At 53.0% G+C, this 17,658-nt stretch carries 19 protein-coding genes and 1 riboswitch; of the genes, 2 read left to right on the top strand and 17 right to left on the bottom strand.

The features are described 5' to 3' along the window. Window positions 1-234 precede the first annotated feature (234 nt). The 13 genes from SATMO3_RS05450 to SATMO3_RS05390 form a co-directional block, all read right to left on the bottom strand. Complete coding sequence (locus SATMO3_RS05450) at window positions 235-2,199, bottom strand: TonB-dependent receptor plug domain-containing protein (protein ID WP_371378622.1); 1,965 nt, start codon at window positions 2,197-2,199, stop codon at window positions 235-237. A gap of 136 nt (window positions 2,200-2,335) precedes the next feature. Further along, window positions 2,336-3,070 carry an ABC transporter permease gene (locus SATMO3_RS05445; RefSeq protein ID WP_371378619.1) on the bottom strand — a complete coding sequence of 245 codons (735 nt, stop codon included), beginning with the start codon at window positions 3,068-3,070 and terminating at the stop codon, window positions 2,336-2,338. Continuing rightward, on the bottom strand, window positions 3,070-3,846 hold the full coding sequence (locus SATMO3_RS05440; RefSeq protein WP_371378616.1) for an ABC transporter ATP-binding protein: 777 nt from the start codon (window positions 3,844-3,846) through the stop codon (window positions 3,070-3,072). The genes SATMO3_RS05445 and SATMO3_RS05440 overlap by 1 nt, the downstream gene beginning before the upstream one ends. Before the next feature lie 7 nt (window positions 3,847-3,853). Continuing rightward, entirely contained in the window at window positions 3,854-4,594 is a 741-nt protein-coding gene (locus tag SATMO3_RS05435) for an ABC transporter permease (RefSeq protein ID WP_371378613.1), read from the bottom strand. After that, the gene (locus SATMO3_RS05430) at window positions 4,594-5,433 is read right to left on the bottom strand and encodes an ABC transporter ATP-binding protein (RefSeq protein WP_371378610.1); all 840 of its coding nucleotides are present in this window, start codon (window positions 5,431-5,433) and stop codon (window positions 4,594-4,596) included. The genes SATMO3_RS05435 and SATMO3_RS05430 overlap by 1 nt, the downstream gene beginning before the upstream one ends. Before the next feature lie 25 nt (window positions 5,434-5,458). After that, a complete protein-coding gene (locus SATMO3_RS05425; RefSeq protein ID WP_371378607.1) occupies window positions 5,459-6,208 on the bottom strand; it encodes an energy transducer TonB in 750 nt (249 codons plus the stop codon). Continuing rightward, complete coding sequence (locus SATMO3_RS05420) at window positions 6,208-6,618, bottom strand: ExbD/TolR family protein (RefSeq protein WP_371378604.1); 411 nt, start codon at window positions 6,616-6,618, stop codon at window positions 6,208-6,210. Before SATMO3_RS05420 ends, SATMO3_RS05425 begins: the two co-directional genes overlap by 1 nt. Next, window positions 6,605-7,240 carry a MotA/TolQ/ExbB proton channel family protein gene (locus tag SATMO3_RS05415; RefSeq protein ID WP_371378601.1) on the bottom strand — a complete coding sequence of 212 codons (636 nt, stop codon included), beginning with the start codon at window positions 7,238-7,240 and terminating at the stop codon, window positions 6,605-6,607. Before SATMO3_RS05415 ends, SATMO3_RS05420 begins: the two co-directional genes overlap by 14 nt. Before the next feature lie 26 nt (window positions 7,241-7,266). Next, window positions 7,267-9,147 (bottom strand): VWA domain-containing protein, encoded by a 1,881-nt coding sequence (locus SATMO3_RS05410; protein ID WP_371378598.1) that lies wholly within the window; start codon window positions 9,145-9,147, stop codon window positions 7,267-7,269. 19 nt (window positions 9,148-9,166) lie between these two features. Then, window positions 9,167-10,195 carry an ATP-binding protein gene (locus SATMO3_RS05405; RefSeq protein ID WP_371378596.1) on the bottom strand — a complete coding sequence of 343 codons (1,029 nt, stop codon included), beginning with the start codon at window positions 10,193-10,195 and terminating at the stop codon, window positions 9,167-9,169. Window positions 10,196-10,804: 609 nt separating this feature from the next. After that, a riboswitch (cobalamin riboswitch) is annotated at window positions 10,805-10,985 on the bottom strand. A 56-nt stretch (window positions 10,986-11,041) separates the two neighbouring features. Beyond that, window positions 11,042-11,461: a hypothetical protein gene (locus tag SATMO3_RS05400; protein WP_371378593.1), complete on the bottom strand. Its 420-nt coding sequence runs from the start codon at window positions 11,459-11,461 to the stop codon at window positions 11,042-11,044. Window positions 11,462-11,638: 177 nt separating this feature from the next. Continuing rightward, window positions 11,639-11,971, bottom strand: coding sequence for a type II toxin-antitoxin system RelE/ParE family toxin (locus SATMO3_RS05395; RefSeq protein WP_371378589.1), 333 nt, complete (start codon window positions 11,969-11,971; stop codon window positions 11,639-11,641). A 1-nt stretch (window position 11,972) separates the two neighbouring features. Further along, window positions 11,973-12,218 carry a type II toxin-antitoxin system Phd/YefM family antitoxin gene (locus tag SATMO3_RS05390; protein WP_371378586.1) on the bottom strand — a complete coding sequence of 82 codons (246 nt, stop codon included), beginning with the start codon at window positions 12,216-12,218 and terminating at the stop codon, window positions 11,973-11,975. Between the two features lie 258 nt (window positions 12,219-12,476). Between SATMO3_RS05390 and SATMO3_RS05385 the strand changes: the two genes are divergently transcribed. Then, window positions 12,477-13,358: an AAA family ATPase gene (locus tag SATMO3_RS05385; RefSeq protein WP_371378583.1), complete on the top strand. Its 882-nt coding sequence runs from the start codon at window positions 12,477-12,479 to the stop codon at window positions 13,356-13,358. Next, window positions 13,346-14,725: a VWA domain-containing protein gene (locus tag SATMO3_RS05380; protein WP_371378580.1), complete on the top strand. Its 1,380-nt coding sequence runs from the start codon at window positions 13,346-13,348 to the stop codon at window positions 14,723-14,725. Before SATMO3_RS05385 ends, SATMO3_RS05380 begins: the two co-directional genes overlap by 13 nt. Window positions 14,726-14,754: 29 nt before the next feature. Here SATMO3_RS05380 and SATMO3_RS05375 read toward each other — a convergent pair whose 3' ends face one another. From SATMO3_RS05375 to SATMO3_RS05360, 4 genes are all read right to left on the bottom strand, one after another. Next, window positions 14,755-15,873 carry a hypothetical protein gene (locus tag SATMO3_RS05375; RefSeq protein WP_371378577.1) on the bottom strand — a complete coding sequence of 373 codons (1,119 nt, stop codon included), beginning with the start codon at window positions 15,871-15,873 and terminating at the stop codon, window positions 14,755-14,757. Between the two features lie 47 nt (window positions 15,874-15,920). Beyond that, entirely contained in the window at window positions 15,921-16,286 is a 366-nt protein-coding gene (locus SATMO3_RS05370; RefSeq protein WP_371378574.1) for a hypothetical protein, read from the bottom strand. A gap of 211 nt (window positions 16,287-16,497) precedes the next feature. Further along, complete coding sequence (locus SATMO3_RS05365; RefSeq protein ID WP_371381672.1) at window positions 16,498-16,572, bottom strand: putative holin-like toxin; 75 nt, start codon at window positions 16,570-16,572, stop codon at window positions 16,498-16,500. A gap of 166 nt (window positions 16,573-16,738) precedes the next feature. Further along, window positions 16,739-17,638 carry a C1 family peptidase gene (locus SATMO3_RS05360; RefSeq protein WP_371378571.1) on the bottom strand — a complete coding sequence of 300 codons (900 nt, stop codon included), beginning with the start codon at window positions 17,636-17,638 and terminating at the stop codon, window positions 16,739-16,741. Window positions 17,639-17,658: the final 20 nt, after the last annotated feature.

The raw sequence follows: 17,658 nt of genomic DNA, 5'->3' as shown, positions 1-17,658 counted from the left end.
TAGTAAAAACAGACCACACGTTTCCTGCCTGCCGCCTTAGTCTCATACAGGGCATCATCCGCCCACCGGAGAACGCTTATCCGCCGTGTTCGCAAAATTTAGCTCGGTAACCTCAACAGCGGCTTCACAATCCTTTCGATATTGACATTGGGTATTCCTTTTGATCGCCACCGGCAGTACCAATTATCAACGGATAAAAATCAGGATCTTTCCCCCGCTGGCGACATCGTCTTTCTATAAGCTATGAGTCCAGGACAATGTCCAGTTGAAGGGCAAATCCCAGTAGTCATAGCCGCCATGGGTGATGACGTTCTTCTTGTCCAGAATATTATTGAGATTCAACGTTACCGCATCGGCGGTGCTCATCCTGTAATTAAAGACAGCATTGAGCGTAATGGCGCTGGGGATGGTCTCGCCATACTTATTGGTCTGCCGCTTTGTCAGGTAGTTACAGGTTAAGCTTGTCAGCCATTTGTCCATTTCATACTGTACCCCGGCGCTCAGCTGCATTTTGGGATAGGCTTGCTCCCAACCGCCATTGTCAGCCTCGGTTTCCGGATTGCCATAGTTAAAACCTGTGTTTACCTTCCAGTGATCATTAAGGACTTTAGTGTATTCGGCCTCAAAGCCGGTGTTTCTGAACTTTCCTTTATTGCTCAGAACATATTGCCCTGCATCATCCTGTATATATGCAAACTTGTTTTTGAAGTCCATTTTGTATACGGCAAACTTCCAGGAACTGTCGCCGTTAATAATCTTGTAGCCTGTTTCATAATTCCAGCCTTCCTGGGGTTTTAGATCCCGTCCGCTGGCCAGCTCGTTCTTTTCGAAGTACTGGTTTAAGGGCGGCATCTGGAAAGCTTTGCCGATATTGGTATACCAGGAGGTTTTATCGTTGATTTTATAAACCGTTTGCAACTGGGGAATGAAGACACTCTGGTCTTGAACCGGATCGTCGACCTGCTGGGCTCTCGCCCCCACTATGGCGGTAAACCGCGGAGTCAGCTGATGGGAATACTGCGCATATAAGGCATAGTTATCCCGGTCGGCCGCAAAGGCCGAGGTAATTGCATTTTCATACTGCTCATGGCTGACCAGCAGCCCGGCCAGCAAGTTGTCCTTACCCTCGCGCAATTTCCAGCTTTTCTGCGTATCCAGTCCCAGATTATAGGCTTTATAATTGCTGGTATTCACAGTTGTTTTTTTAGTATAATTGTTGGTTGTCTCGCCATACAGGTCGCGGGCGCCATAAAAGAACAGGCTTTTAAAGCTATTGTCCTTATCGTCATAGGTAAGGGTTGCATTATCTTTGATATCTTTATAGTGATAACTTTTATTATTGCTCGTAGTGCTCTTATTGCTAGGGTCGGTCGCCGGGTCCCAATAGGGAGTAGTCCCATAGCGGCTGTTGCCTTCAGAACGCAGGTAATTAAAATTCCATTTTTCATTCAGATTGACGTTGACGCCCCAATTCTCTTTATCGCCTTTACCTCTGTTTTGATAATAATTCCGTATAGTACTATCGATGGTTCGCCGGTCAGGCGAGGTCCGGTCTTCGGCGCCAAAGTCCTGTTTACTGTAGAAAAGACTAAAATCCTGGCCAACGTAGTTAGCCAAATATTTCCGGTAGCCCACGTTGCCGACCGCCACGCCAACGCTGGCCTGTTCCGGTCCGCCTGTTTTAGTAATAATATTAATGACGCCGCCGAAGGCCTCTGCTCCATATAAAGTCGAACTGGCCCCCTTGACAATCTCGATGCGTTCGACAGTCTCCAGCGGAATACTGTCCAGGCTGTTTTTATTTAATAAATTAATCGGGGCGCCATTAATAAGTACCAATGCGCCACGATCAAACCCCCGAATGACAACCCGGCTGTCCATGGCGCCATAATCCTGGCCGCCGGGGCCATAGGCGAAGTTCGTTATCCCCTGGGTAAAGGCCAGCGCATCAAAAACGGTTCGCGCACCTGAACTTTTCAACGCTTTTTCGTCCAGAACAGTGACGGTTGCCGGGGTATCCAGCTCCCGCGTCTCCATCCTCTGAGCCGTAACAATGACTGTATCCAGGCTAAAATCAGCTTCGGCCTTGTCAACTGCGGTTTCGGCACTAGCCATAACTCCCGTACCTGTTAATGTAATCAGCAATGCCCAGGCCGCAGCCCGCCTGCTGATTTTTCTGTGTCGACTACTTTGTCTCATACATAAACCCCTCTCCTACATCTCTATATAACATCCGGTTGTCAGTTTTCGGAGCCTGCTGCCTCTTGACAAACTGCGGACAGGCGCGCCTGCGCAAAGTGAGCCCGCCAGTCGGGTGACCAGTTTCAGGCAGATACTATTCACTGTACCGGTTATACAGCCACACACTCCAGCAAAAACAGCAAGCCGTCAGTGTCATAAGCGCGCCTGCCGCCCACAGGACGCTACTATCCCAGGCAAGAGCCCGCAAAAGGGTATTGAGTACGCCGATAGGCGATGCCTGAGCCAGCGACGCCAGCCAATGCGGCAGGTTCTGCAGCGGAAAAAACGAACCGCCGAAAAACGTCATGGGTGTAATTAAAAAGTTATTAATCAGTGAAACATCGTCCGGATTCTTAACCAGCATGCCGACCACCACCCCCATGGCGGCAAAGCAGGCAGCGCCGAGAATAAGCCCTGCAGCCGCATAAAGATTCAGTCCGGCAACGCCAAAAACACCCCAGGCAATCGTAAATACCAGGCCGCCAAACAGCACGCCCCGTACGACTCCCGCCAGAATCAGGCCCAACACCACTTCTCCCGCCGGCACAGGGCTTAAAACAATGCTCTGGAAATTACGAAAATAAAGCCTGCCCACACTTACCGACGAGGCCGTCTGTTGAAAAGCGTTGATCATTACCGTAACGCCCATAATCCCTTTGGCCAGGAACGGCAAATAGCCACCGTCCACATTTACTCTGCCGCTCAGGCCCAGGCCAAAGGAAAACAGATAAATAAAGGGAAATATGATGGAAGAAAATACATAGCCCATCCGGCCGATCTTTTTCCAGAGAATAAGCATTTCCCGCCGGTATATCGCATACCATCCCATTAGTCGCCGCCTTCTTCCCTGGCCAGTTTGATAAACAGGGATTCCAGCGCCCCGGAAGCCTGTCCGCTATGCTCCGTCCGGCGCCTGATGCCTGCCGTTGTATCCAGCAGCACCAGGCGGCCGCTTTTCAACATGGCGATTTGCCGGCAAAGCTGTTCAGCTTCCTCCATATAATGCGTTGTCAGCACCACGCTTTTGCCATTTGCGGTTAAGCGGCGCACAATACCCCACAACTCCTGACGGACATCGGGATCAAGCCCCACTGTCGGCTCATCTAAGAGCAACAGCCTGGGTTCAGGCAAAAGCGCCCTGGCAATCAGTGTTCGCCGTGCCGTTCCGCCTGATAACAGTCCCACCTTTTTATGACGGCTGGCGGTTAGATTAAATTCGGTCAGAACCGCTTCGACCCGATCGCTAACATGTTGCACACCAAACAGCCGGCCGTAGATGAGCAACACTTCCTCGACCGTTAATTCGCGTTCCAGATTATTTTCCTGCGGCACTAAGCCGACAAGCTGCTTAACGACGGTTGGTTCCTGCGCCCTGTCGACGCCAAAAATCCGGACAGTACCGCCTGTGGGCCGCGTCAAGCCGGCAATCATCTTCATAACCGTTGTCTTGCCGGCGCCATTGGGACCAAGCAAACCAAATATTTCGCCTGCCGGCATGGCAAGCGAAACCTGATCGACAATACGCCGTCCGTCATAATCCTTGGTAAGTTTCGATAAGTGAACGGCATAGCCAGGTTCACCGTGCTTTACAGTCATTTTATCCATTACAGCCCTACTGACGCACCTTTTCCATTGTCCAGACACTGACAGCCAGCAGCCCGCCGGTATAGACCAGCATAACCAGCCAGGACAGTATTGCCGGTTCACTGCCGGCACTGATAGCCCTGAGGGCATGGCTGGCATGCGTCAGCGGCAGTAATTCCAAAGCTTTCTGGACAAGAAGCGGTAACTTGTCCGTACTGAAAAAGGTGGCGCACAAAAAGGACATGGGCAACAGTACATAAGTACTGAAATTCCCCATATCCTCATGGGAATTAATAAGCATAGCCGCCACAAAACCCAGGCTGGAAAAAACAAGACAATTTAAGATAAGGACCAGCCAAAACAAGAGGGTAAGCTGCAGCTTTGCGCCAAATACAAATGCCAAAACAATGATAATTACAGAAGAAATCAGGCCGCGCAGCGTCCCGGACAGTACCTTGCCAAGAATAAAAGCCCCGGGACTGATGGGAGCAACCAAATATTCCTCCAGGGTTTTATGATATAACCGGCTCATATTGAGCGGTGATGCCACAGAGTTAAAGCTAATATTCATGGAGTTCAGTGCCAGAATACCCGGCACAATAAAATCCAGGTAGTTACCCTGGCTGACCTGCACGCTCCGCCCTACGCCCCAGCCAAAAGCCACCAGGTACAAGACCGGTGTAATCATCCGCGAAAAAATGAACGTTCCCAGGCGGCGCTTGAGCACCAGCCAGTCGCGCCAAAAAACCGTTGCGATATCCTGCAGCATCAGCCCGCCACCTTTCTGCCTGTTAACTCCACAAAAACATCCTCCAGATTAGAACGCCGGATAGTAGCCGTCTCGGTTAGCTTGCCGGCAAACACGGCCGCTTCCTCGCGGCTGTGAAAAAATGTAGTTCTACGGCCTGCGTCCGCACTCCATTCGACTGCATACTGGCCTAAACGCCGGCATAATTCCGCCGGACTGTTAAGCGCAATCAGCCGGCCCTGTTCCAGGATGGCCACCCGCCCGCACAAAAACTCGGCCTCTTCAATATAATGGGTTGTCAGCAGCACGGTCAGGCTGTCACCGCGCAGACGCCTGATCAAATCCCATAACCGCCGCCGTACCTGGGGGTCCAGGCCGACGGTCGGCTCATCCAGGAATAAAATCCGGGGCTTATGCAGCAGTGCTCTGGCAATCATCAGCCGCCGTTTCATGCCGCCGGAAAGGTTCTGCACCTTGTCCCCGGCCCGCTCAGCAAGTTCCACATATGCCAGCAGTTCCGGGATGCGCTGCCGGCGCTGCTCACAGGGAATATGCTGCAGCCGGCCATGCAGTTCCAGATTCTCCTCGACAGTCAGGTCGGCGTCAAGATTGAAATGCTGCGGCACAATGCCGATTAATTGCTTGACTTGCTGCTCGTCCTGCGGCAGTTGCCGGCCCTGAATGCTTATTGTACCGGCGGTTGGCCGGCTCAGCATGGTCAGCATTCTGATTGTGGTCGTTTTACCGGCTCCGTTCGGTCCTAATAAACCAAAAATTTCGCCCTGTCCAATTTCGAGTGATAAACCGTCAACGGCGGTACGGTCACCAAACTTCTTAACCAAATTTGCAATCTGAATCATATGTTTACTACCTCTTTGCAATCAACTATCCGTTCAGCTTAAAAATCACCGGCGTGGTCGTGAAAACGGCAATGGACTGTCCGGTGCTCCTCACCTTGGCCGGCACAAAGCGCCAGCGCCGTGCAGCCGTTGCAGCCGCCTCATCCAAAAGCTCTGACCCGCTGGAGCGGTGAACACTTACCTGGCCGGCCTGTCCGTTTGTCAATATCTCAATTCTGAGCACCACTGTGCCTTCCGTACCCCGCTGGCGCGCCTGTTCCGGGTAGGGCGGCTCACGACGCGAGAGTACTCCCGGGGGAATAATATCCCGCGTCTGGCTGGCGCTGTCGCCGCCGCCACCGGAGCCCTGACCGCCGCCAGTCCCCCCGCCGCTGCCGCCGTCCTCGCCGGCGGCGGCGCTGTCTGCCCCGCCGCCGGCGAGGATAGCGCCGGTGTCAACCGATGTGACCGTCATGGCGCTTACCGCCACGACGGCCTCCGGCACCACAGCCGACGTTACCGTTTCGGGCTCAACAACAGGCGTTTGTTCCACCGGCTGTGGCAGGGAGGGAGCGGCGCTGGCCGGACGCACCTGTGGCGCTGCCGGAGCGGCAGCCGGTGCTGACTGTCCGCCGGCAGGCCCGCTGGCAAGCTCCAGTTCTATCAAGGTTTCCGGCGGTTCCACCGGCAATAGCACCTTGCCGGCCAGCCAGCCGAGACCGAGCAAAATCACACAGTGAAACACCATGGATACGGCTAAAGCCTTTCGCCACCGCAAGCCTGCCACACCAGCCATTATCTATCCTTCCTTTCCGTGGCAATGGCTACCCGCTGGGCTCCTGCCAGCTTCAATTCATCCAGAACAGCCACTACCTTGCCGTATTCCGCCAGTTTATCCGAACGCAGCACAAAGACCAGGTCATTTTGACCGGCAAGTTCCAGCTGGACCCGCTTTTTTAGCAGTTCCAGCGGAATTTCCTCCTGATTAAACAAAATACGTCCTTCTTTCGTAACCGCCACCGCCACACTGTGAGGTTTCTCACTCCTGGCGGAAGCTGCCTGCGGCAAATTGACCGGGATGGTCTGCTGATCCACCATATACAGGGTGCTCATAATAAAAAACACCAACAAAAAGAAGATAATATCAATCATCGGGATAATCATAAGCTTAGGCTGGCGCTCAGAGCGCAAATCAGACAGTTTCATGGCGCTTCTCCTGTTTGATATGTTCCAGCACCACCAGACAGGTCTGCTCAACATCTGAAACCATCTGATTCAGACGGTGGTTAAAATAGCTGTAGATAATCATGGCTAACGTAGCCACACATAAACCGGAGGCAGTGGCGATAAGAGCCTCGCCGACCCCGCCGGTAATAGCCTGGGGCTGCCCGGCCTTAATATTCATAACACTGAAGGAGCCAATCATGCCGATAACGGTTCCCAAAAGGCCCAGTAGCGGTGCTATGGTTACAACAGTATCCAGATGATTCAGGTTGGTTCTGAGGCCGGCCACAGCCAGAGCCGCCTCCCCTTCCAGGATGCTCTCCACATTCGCGCAGCCGCGCTGCAGGCAGCGGATGCCTTTTTCCGCAACCCTGGCGGGAATCCCCTGGGTCCGGCTGCACAAATGACTCGCAGACGCCCAGTCGGCCCGTTCCAGCAAAGGGGCTAGCTGGTCAAAAAAGCCCGGCAGATCGGTATTCATTTTTCGATAATACATAAACCGTTCCACCCCAATGGTCGCCACCAGTATGGAACAGGCCAAAATCAGATACATGACCGGACCGCCTTTGGCAAATATACTGAAGCACTCATAGATAAAGTCCATTTCCCGCTCCTCCGTATTTTTAATATTTAAGATAAATTTTTAACGATATGCATAATATTGCGTTCTGACAATTCCTGCAGGCTGTAATAAGTGGAGCCCATCTCCCGGGCTACGGCCCGTGCCAGTCCCAGCTTGACAAAATCCTGTTCGGTATCGATTACCACGCTGTTTACGCCGGCCTTGTTTATTTTGCAGGCGGCCTTGAGCGCTTCCTCCATCCCGTCACCGCCGGCGGCCGCATTGGCCCTCCCATCGGTAACAAGCACCAAAACCGGCTTCATGTGCTGGTCTTTTTGCTGGCGGCAGGCCAAAACCCTGAGTGCGGCCGACAGCCCTTCAGCCAGCGGCGTTTTCCCGCCTGTCGGCAAATGACGCAGGCACTTTTGCGCCAGATCCACGCTGCGGGTAATAGGCAGAAGCACCTCGGCAGTCTGTCGCCGGAAGGCAATCAGGCCCACCTGGTCCCGTTTTTGATAGGCATCCTGCAGCATGGCGCACACAGCGCCTTTGACGGCCCGCATGCGTTCCCGCGCTCCCATTGAGCCGCTGGCATCAACAACAAATAGGAAAGTACTGCCAATACGTTTTTCCCGGACTTTTTGCCGTAAGTCTTCCCGTTCTATCGCGATAGCGCATTGCTGCCTGCTGCGGAATCGCTGGTAAGGCGCCGCCGCCCGTAAGGTGGCGTCAAACGCCAGGTCAGTAACCGGGCCGCGGGGAATGCCGGAACGCACATAGCGTCCCTGTTTGGTATCCGTCCGCGTTAAGCTTCGCTTGCCGCTGCCCCGGCGTTCCTGCCGGTCCTGCGGTAAGGACAAGTCCATCCGGACCAAAGGAAAGTTTGTATCTATATCGGCAACTTTCTCCTGATCGCCGCCCCCCTCATTTTCCGGTTGTTCTGGCGGCGTACGATTCTCTTCCCCGCTATTATCCTGCGGTTCTTGCTGCTCTTGCTGATCGGCAGGCGGCTGGGGCGGCGGCTCACTGTCCTGTTGTTCCGGCGACTCTGTTTCAGGCTCCTGTTCCTCTGAGGGAGACTCAGGCGGCAGCGGTTCTTCTTCCCGCCGCATACGCTGCGGCAACACATAACAGGCGGCTTCCTCCAGGTCGACCGGCAGCAGGTAGGTGCGACCGGCGAGAGCGGCAATGGCCCGGGCCGCTTCCAGCAGGAACAATTCGGCCCGGTGGCCTGTCGAATGCGCTTTGGCGCACATCTGAGCCGCGAGCTGTATCATCGGTTCCGGTATTGCAATCTCTCTGAGAAGCCTTTTAGCTTCTGCCACCTGCTGCTTAACATCTTCTGTGGCAGCCGCATAGCGCCGGCAAAAATCAGCCGGCTGAGCTTCGTAATCCAGAATCCGTCGTACGATTTCAGCCCGGTCATCCTCATTCTGCACCCGGGCTACGGCTGCATACAGGCCGAACCTGTCAAGAATTTGCGCTGTTAAAATACCTTCCTCCGGATTCATAGTCCCAACAAGAGTACAGGCTGCTTCATGCAGACAGGATATTCCCTCGCGTTCTACCCTATGTACTCCGGTCACTGCCGCATCCAGCAGACTGCCGAGAAAGTCGCGCCGCAGTAAGTTAACTTCATCTATATAGAGGATCCGGTTATTTGCCCTGGCAAGTATCCCTGGCAGAAAACGGCGTTCACCGCATTCAATAGCATGCTGCATATCCAATCCGCCGAAAACCATATCCTCGGTGGCATTAAGCGGCAGTTCTATAAGCTGAGTTTCGCCGGTAACTTCAGCCAAGGAGCGAACCAGTGTGGATTTGGCGGTTCCCTTTTCGCCGGCAACTAAAATACCGCCTGCCCTGGGATTAACAACGGCAATCAAAAGGGCTTGCTTGACGTCTTCCTGACCGACAACAGCCGCAAAAGGAAAAACCTGGTGCTGCATTCATCATTCCTCCTGACGCTCATTGCTGCGTAAACACAGCCTCTACTTTGTCCCAGTCCAAAGTCCCGTCTTCAAACGGGCGCCGTCGCATCCGGTGAGGCAACGCCAGGCGCGCGGCTTTTTTTATATCCTCCGCCAGAGCCTGCCTGCGTCCATCCAGAGCAGCCAGCGTCATAGCCGTCTTAATTACAGTAATATCGGCCCGGTGGCCGTCGACTTCGAGAATAATAGCCAATTTGGCAACAAGGAGGAGAAGCTCGTCAGAAATAGTTACCTCCGGCAGCAGCCGGCGCGCCTGCATAATACTTGCGGCCAGCTTTTCCTGCTCTTCCTGGTATTGCCTGGCGAAACTGCAGCTGTCCTGTTCATAAGCCAAACGGCGTTTAATAACCTCCACCCGCCATTCGGGCTGATTTTCCCCCGCCACCGCCACCGACAAACCGAAGCGGTCCAAAAGCTGCGGCCGGATATCGCCTTCTTCCGGGTTCATAGTGCCTACCAGCACAAACCGTGCCGGATGGGAATAGGATACGCCCTCGCGTTCCACTGTGTTAACCCCCATGGCGGCGGCATCCAAAAGCACGTCAACAACATGGTCGTCTAAGAGGTTGATCTCATCCACATACAAAATATTACGGTTGGCCTGGGCTAAAATACCGGGATCAAATTTCTTTTCCCCATGCTTGATGGCATGCTCAATGTCCAGCGTGCCGACAACCCGGTCCTCCGTTGCACTTACCGGCAGCTCCACCACCCGCATCTTGACTGACTGGACAGACAAATCCTGGCCCTGACCGGTTTTGTCCCGGCAACTGTCGCACAAATGCGCAGCATCAGACGGATCACAGTGGAACGGACAATTTTTACTTACCTTCATCGCCGGCAATAAATCAGCCAGAGCTCTGACGGCTGTTGACTTGGCCGTACCCTTTTCTCCTTTAATCAATACCCCGCCCAGCAACGGATTGACTACATTTAGTATAAGTGCCAGTTTCATGTCTTCCTGGCCGACTATGGCCGTAAACGGATATACAGCAGTATGTTGCAAAATCCTCTCATCTCCTCGTTATGTAATGGTCAAAAATTGTAAAGAGGCCCCTCTCACATAGTAAGGAAGGCCTCTCTTCTTGCCGTCAATTATTAAATATCGTCCTGCAAATAATCTCCTCCCCATGCCCCGTGGGTAAAACGGCGACCGATAGTCAGGCTACGCCCTCACGGGCGCCTAACCCTGTCAGTATTCTGTTCAGTGCAATATTTATGATTACCTTCCAAGAATGGAATTATTGTAAAAGGGAGGGCTTTCGCCCCGGCGCAAGACGCGCACAAGTAGTAAGGAGTGTTTAAAACATGCAATTTATCCTGTGACCAACCCGCGCTAAGACTCCTGCCTCCTGTAAGCGGAAGTTAAAAACGGACAAGTCCCCGGATAAGGGCAACTGACCTTCATTGGGGTAAAACCCACCTGAAGATAAGTTTGCTTTATAGAAAACTCCCGCTTGCTTAAAAGCAACCGGGAGTGTCCTAACAGTAAGCCAATAAAAAACTCCTGATAGAAACTATCAGGAGTGAATTAAGCCAAAATCGCATACTTTCTGAGACTGCCCCAGAAGATACGCTTAACTGTAATCCCCTCCCCATACCGCGTGGGTGAAAAAACGGTGATTGTCAGCTAGGTAGTTCTCCTGGCTCCGGATCATAACTTGCTTAAACCTTCCCAGAACAATGGTTCCAGTGGCATATCTTAAGCTTGCTCCCCGTTACAGTGGCGGGACCGCGCCGGTGTTTCACCGGTCTTCCCTATTAAGCCTTGCGGCGCCTAACTCAATAATATTAACTTTACCAGTACTTGTATATCATACTACAAAAAAACAGGTAATTTGTCAATAGCGAATTACCTGGCCCGCTTCAGCAGGCTGATTTCAGCCTCCTGCGCAAGCAGCCGGTTGTTGAGAATATCTATTTTAGCTTCAATGCGCGGTATGGCGTCGGTTTTCTCCCCCAGGAGCTGAACCATGCCGGTCAACCCGGCAAAACCGCGGTCCACTTTGCACTCCAGACTGTCCAGCCTGATCTTCAGGCTGCTTACTTCCGTTTCCAGTGTGCCTACCCTTGCGTCCAGGCTGTCTACCTTAGTTTCCAGAATGCTTACCTTGGCTTCCAGGCGATCTACCTTAGCTTCCAGATTATCTACCTTGGTTTCCAGACGATCCATCCGCTGACACAACTCTTCGGTAACAGCATTATTGTGCCCTACCATGTGAATAAGCTGTTCCAGCATTCTTTCCAGACTGTCAAACCGCTCCTGACTCATCTATCGTTACCTCCGGTACAAATTCATTCCGGTTTGCTTGTACGCTGTTACCTGTATGTTATATGTCATTATTTTAGGTTAAGCAATGCACAATCCCTCTGTACCACCGCTGTATAGGTACATGCCCTCAGCTTGTCCTGAGGCCGGGCAGGGAATCAGCACATCCGCAAAGCCATATCAAAAATTGGGGTCGTCTTGTTGCGGTGCTCCAAACAGGATTTTCATGTAGTCCCGTCTGCCATAGAGAATACGCACGACATAAATGTTTTCGCCCTCATGCCTGTAAAATACAAGATAACTGTTGCTCACCAAAAAGCGGTAATCGGTTTTCATATCTACAAGGGCTGACAAGGGTGCCCCGCTATTAGGAAAATCCTTAAGCCTGCGAATGGCCTGTATTATCTTGGAAACTGTATCAAGGGCGGCCATAGGATGGTCAAGTTCCATGGCAATATAGTTTTTAATGTCCTGTAAATCATACTGTGCTTCAGGTGATATCCGGACCTTCATGTTACACCCCTAAAGATTTCTCAACTTCCTCAATAGTGAGCCAGCCTTTTTCGCGGCCGGACTTTTCACCCTCAGCCAACTGTGACATGAGCTTAATAGTGGCCTGTGTTTTTTCATAATCGGCAATATCAACAAGCGCGTAGCGTCCCCTGCCGTTCTTTGTCAAAAAGACCGGCGCGCCAACAGCCACATCCCGTAGCACTTCATTGTAATTTCGCAAGTCTGAAACCGGTTTAATGTTCGGCATAAAAATCGCGCTCCTTCGCTTTGTTGATATTATTATAGGCTAATTATTCGTAAAATACAACAGCATTTAACCTCCAGTACATTCCCTTGCCGCCCGGATGCCGCCGGCAACAATTTTAGTCCCCTATACCGAACAGGGGAACCTGCCCCGAGTCTTAACCGGACTCTCCGGCATTTTTTCAAATAGTCAGCCGGTAGAAAATTTGGTATACTGGTAAAAAGTCCCTGAAAAGACAGAGTAAAAGGAAGCATGCAACAAATGACAGTAAACGAATGGGAAGAATTAAGACAAGGCCTGCGGCAGCAAGGCTATATTGCCGACAACAATACGGCGATGCTGCTGCAGATATCGGTATTGCTGAACAAACCCGTATTGATCGAAGGACCTGCCGGCGCCGGCAAGACGGAATTGGCCAAGGCCTGGAGCCAATACCTAAAGCGTAAGCTCATCCGCTTGCAATGCTATGAAGGCATTGACGAAGCAAAAGCCCTATATGACTGGAATTATCAAAAACAATTGCTGTACATCCAGGCCCAGGGGACTGCACCAAAGAACTGGTCGGATACGAGCCAAAGTATCTACGCTAAGGAATTCCTGCTGACAAGACCTTTATTGGCAGCTATCACCAGTCAAGCTCCATCGGTTCTTCTTATTGATGAAATCGACAAAAGCGATGAGGAATTTGAAAGCTTCCTGCTGGAGATACTTTCCGACTGGCAAATATCCATTCCCGAGACCGGAACCGTGACAGCCGCCAGTATACCCTCAGTCATCCTGACCAGTAACAATACTCGCAGCCTGAGCCATGCACTGCGCCGGCGATGCTTATATCTATACCTGGATTATCCCAGCGAGCAAAGTGAACTCGATATACTGAAGCTGTATTTCCCCCAGCTTAACGAAGCAATGGGAAAGCAAGCGGTCGCCTTTGTCAGACGGGTGCGGCTGGAAAAATGCAAGAAACACCCCAGCATCAGTGAAGTCATTGACTGGGTAAATGTGCTAAACCGTCTGGAAGTGCCGGAATTGTCCGCCGATATTGTGATTTCTACTGTAAATATCCTTTTGAAGTACCGGGAAGACTGTCTTAATATTATCGAAAAAGTCAAGCAAAAGGACTGGTTTACATGGACTACCTGATCTTTGACCTCGCCCGGCTGCTCCGCAAGTCGGGTTTCGCTGTCAGTACCCGTGAAATAGCTGACTGCGTTCAGGCGCTAAACGTATTGAGTGCAAATAAGCTCACTAAGTATGACGTTTATAAACTAATGAATGCCACCCTGCTGAAAACCGAATGGGGCGCGGCCTATATCCAGCAGCTTGCGGAGCTTTTTTTGGAGCCAGACCCTGAGATCCTGGCAGATCACGCCGGTGTACTGTCGCCCACTAATTCTTCATCCCGGGAAACAGGTGAAGGCGAATCAGGCTGTGGCCGGGCGGGCAGCGGAGCCGCTATGTCGCTGCTGACCGGCGCAGTATTGAACCAAGACCTTGACTTGCTTTACGCCCTGATAAGACGCCATGCGCTAAGTCTCAGTCTGCTCTGCGAAGACCGGGAGACGGCGCTGCTGGATTTCAAGCTGCAAAGCGGCTGGTTGCAGGTGGCCGCTATCATAGAAGAAAAATATCGCTTGGGCGAAATTCTCCCGGCTGATTATCACAGCGCTCTGACAAGCCTTAGCCAATGGGAGAATTTTCTCAAAGAAGAGTCTGAACGCCTGCAAGTGAGAAATATGAGCCGGGATTATTTGAGTCAGCTAATGAAACAGCATAACCCCAGATATCTCAAATTTCTGGACGTGGATGACGCTGATATTTCCGTCATATCCCGGGAATTGGCGAAGCTGGCCAGAAAACTGGCTGTAAGAAAAGGGCGCCGCCGGCAAGAAGCGAAGCAAGGCCGGATCGACATCAGCCGGAGCATACGGCGCGCCATGCCAACCGGCGGTGTCCTCCTCAAGCTGGCAAAGATGGCGAGAAAGCAGGCTAAGCCCGATCTTTGCCTGTTATGCGACATGTCCAATTCCGTCAGGAAATTCAGCTACTTCATGCTGTTATTTGTCTACACCTTGCAGACACGCTATTCCCATATCCGCTCATTTTTGTTTGTCGATCAATTGCTGGAGACCGCCGACTATTTCAAAGAGCGGGATGTAGACAGCGCCTTGGGAAACATCGGCAGTCTAAAAGGATTTAATCTGTCCGGCTTCTCGCATTACGGCAATGTAATCCACCAGTTTACCGCTCATTACCTTAATGTAATACATAGGAACACAACCGTCCTGATCCTGGGTGATGCGAAAAATAACTGGAATACAGTGGACGGCAGCGAAGTTTTGCCTAAAATCAGCGAGCAGGCCAAGGCACTGTACTGGCTTAATCCCGTGGAGCAGGAGCTATGGAACCGGAATGACTGTATCATGGAAAAATACCGGCCAAGCTGCACCGGTGTCTACCCCTGCGCCAACCTCGAGCAATTAGAGCGGTTTGTTATTGAGGCCCTGTAATACTAAAGCGTACTTCCCCGGCAGCCGGCCTAGGCGATTTCTCCCTGATCAATCATTACCAGAATCCGGCCGGCAAGGTCGGCATCAGCCAGCTTAGCGGCAAAAAGCGGCGCTATCTGCTTCCATACCTCCGCCGGGTTGATTGCCAGCGCCCGGCCGTTCAGCCACTCGCCGTCCGCGCCGGGCAGGCCCTTCCACTTGCCCTGGAGGGAAAGACGCTCTTCATACTCGGCTTTGAGTGCGGCCGCTACCCGGGTTTTGTCCACATAAGTCAGATCATCGGACTTAAAGACGGCCAGCATCCCGGCCCGGATGACGGCGTCACCCGCAGTTCTGTCGCTCATGCCTTTTTCAATGGCGGTGTAGAGCAAACTGTTATATTCAGTAAAGTAGCGGAAATCATCCCGGTACAGCGCCGCTTCCACGCTGAACAGCATATAGTCGTAGCCGGTGAGCGGCTTGGCCGATGCCAGATCATCGCCGGAACAGAGCTGCGAGTTCTTCACAACCAGTTTTTCCGGGTTGAATTTGCCGGCTTCGGCGGCGATAACGGCGAAATAGCCGCTCTCCAGCGATACGCCGCCCAACTGGTCCGAGCCGGCGTATTCATTGTGATAGACCAGCCGGACTTCCTTGTCGCCGCTGTCCAAGAGGTCCTGCAGGGCGCCGGCCGCACTGTCGGCCACCTTGAGGGCGGCGGACAGCTGGCCGCTGGTCAGCAGGCTGGAAACGCTGTTAGCCAGCGACAGGAAAGACGCAAAATAGTCTTTGCTAACATAAGCCAGCAAGGCGGCGTCGATGGATATCGTACCGCCGCGGTACGGCACCAGGTTCGTCAGCGAATAATTGAGCTGCACGCCTTTTCCCAGGGCGCTTTCATTCAGGTTCAGCGCCAGCGGCCCGGCCACGTTGGGCAGCTGCTGCGCGGCATTGTCGCCGAAACTCAGGCTGACGACCGAGGAAACCACCGGCACCAGCTTGCGGAAGAGCTTCCGGTCATCTTTTAAAAACATTTCCGCCAGGCGCAGGCGGAAATAATGCTGCCCCTCCTGGAACACCAGCTTTTCCACATCGGACGCTACCGGCGAAAAAACATAATGCTTGGCTTCTTTCACAAACAAATTGGCAAACCAGTCAATAAGACTCATACTGTCCCTCCTGCTGCCCGGCGGTAAAGCTCTTGCCGCCGGCATTGCTATTTTTTCGGTTCGATTTTGAAAAAAGCATTATAGTTGGCAACTACCTGGTTGGCGCTTTCAATGGCGGCGTTTCTTTCCCGGATCACCAGATTGGCGTCGTTGGTGGCCGCGTCGATAAACTGCTGCGCGGCTTTTAAGTAGGCGTCCACAGCGGCGATATAGGCGGCGGTGGCTTTGGCGTCGGTCAGCGAAGCCGGCGGCGCCGGCACCGGCGGCAGCTTTTCTTTTACTGCCGGATAAGCCGCGGCAAAATTGGTGGCGGCTGCGTCAGCGGGGGCCGTCAGCTGTTCCTCCGCCGCATAAACCATAGTCGCCGCAGTTAAACAAAATAGGCTCATAGCCAAACAGATCATTTTCTTCACAGTCTTTCCTCCTTAACGATTGCAAACACAGTTCCTGTCCCCATGTTTTTTTGCCATATTTTTTCCAGCCGTTGCATATTTACCTGCGTAAATGTATAATATAAAAAGGCTGACGTGCTCGACACGCCAGCCCGGCAGGCTGCCTAACCGGAAAACGGTTAGCCCACAGCTGAACGGTATCGGAAAATAACCGCATCCTTGGCCGGGGCGGTTATTTCCGGTTTATAACGAGTACAATCAGTGATGCAAATGCAATCATGAGATACATCGCCTCAAAGATCGACATCCCTACCACCTCCTCCCCTGAAAGGAAGAAGCTAACCGTCTTCTGCGCAGCCTATGCGACTATTATATCACGTTTTCCACATAAAGGAAATTGCCCTTTTTCGCTTAACAGCAACCAGCAGACCGCCCACGCAAAGGGCGGTTTTTTTTTGTCCTGCCGGCCCTGGCTACATGCCGAACTGGTCGGTGGCGATCCACTCCATATTGAGGAGCGACCAGAAATCGGCCGCCAGCTTATTAAGGACATACTCGTACGGCAGCCAGCCGTAGCCGGCTTCGCCCCAGGAAGCGCCCCAGGAGTTGCGGATGAGAAGCGCGCCGGTGGTTTCCCGGTTGTAGCGGGTATTGGTGATTTTGAGGGTATCATCATAGCCCACAGCGGCCACGGCGTGACCCCACCGGGCCTTTTCGTCCGGGCCGGGAGCGGGAATGCCGCCGGAGACATCGGCAGCGCAAAATGAGGCGAAGCCGTAAAAGCCGAACATGGCGGGCACGCCGGCCGCCAGGTATTTTTTTACGCTGCAGAGGACCTCGGCGGGCGCCGGATTTACAGCGGCCGCGTCATGGCAGAAGTACTGCAGCGCCTCGTAGTTGTCGGCAATGGCATAGACAAAGGCGTTCGGCTCCCGGTCAAAGTCCGGGGCCTGATCGGTATAGGGCCAGTATTTTTCCGGCGGCACGCCGCACAGGGCCAGGGCGCCCATGATATCACGGATGTAGGAACCGCTGTCGCCGGTCACGCCCTGCAGGCTGCGGGCATTTTTGTAGATAAAGAGCCGCGAGGCGGTGAAATGCCGGCCAAAAGCCCGGTTCTGAAAGTATTCGATAATGGCGGCCGCCGCATGGGCGGTGCAGGCGCCCAGCTGGCCCTGCTCCGGCACCGGCGTGCTGCACCACTCGCGCAGATCGGCCTTGTCCGGCAGCGGCGCGGTGTCGTCGATCCCCAGCTGTTTGATGGCTGCCTGCAGGCTGGGATGGCATTCGGTGTAATCGCGCAGATCAGGCAACGGCGGCCGCCAGCCGGTGCCTACCGTGCGCTTGTCCGGTAAGATTACCTGCAGTTTCATGTGATAATCCCTCCTTCAGT

Source organism: Sporomusa aerivorans (genome assembly GCF_041428895.1).
Taxonomy (GTDB): Bacteria; Bacillota; Negativicutes; order Sporomusales; family Sporomusaceae; genus Sporomusa; species Sporomusa aerivorans.
The sequence above is the reverse complement of the archived record's forward strand: the minus strand, read 5'-3'. Positions and strand labels throughout refer to the sequence as shown.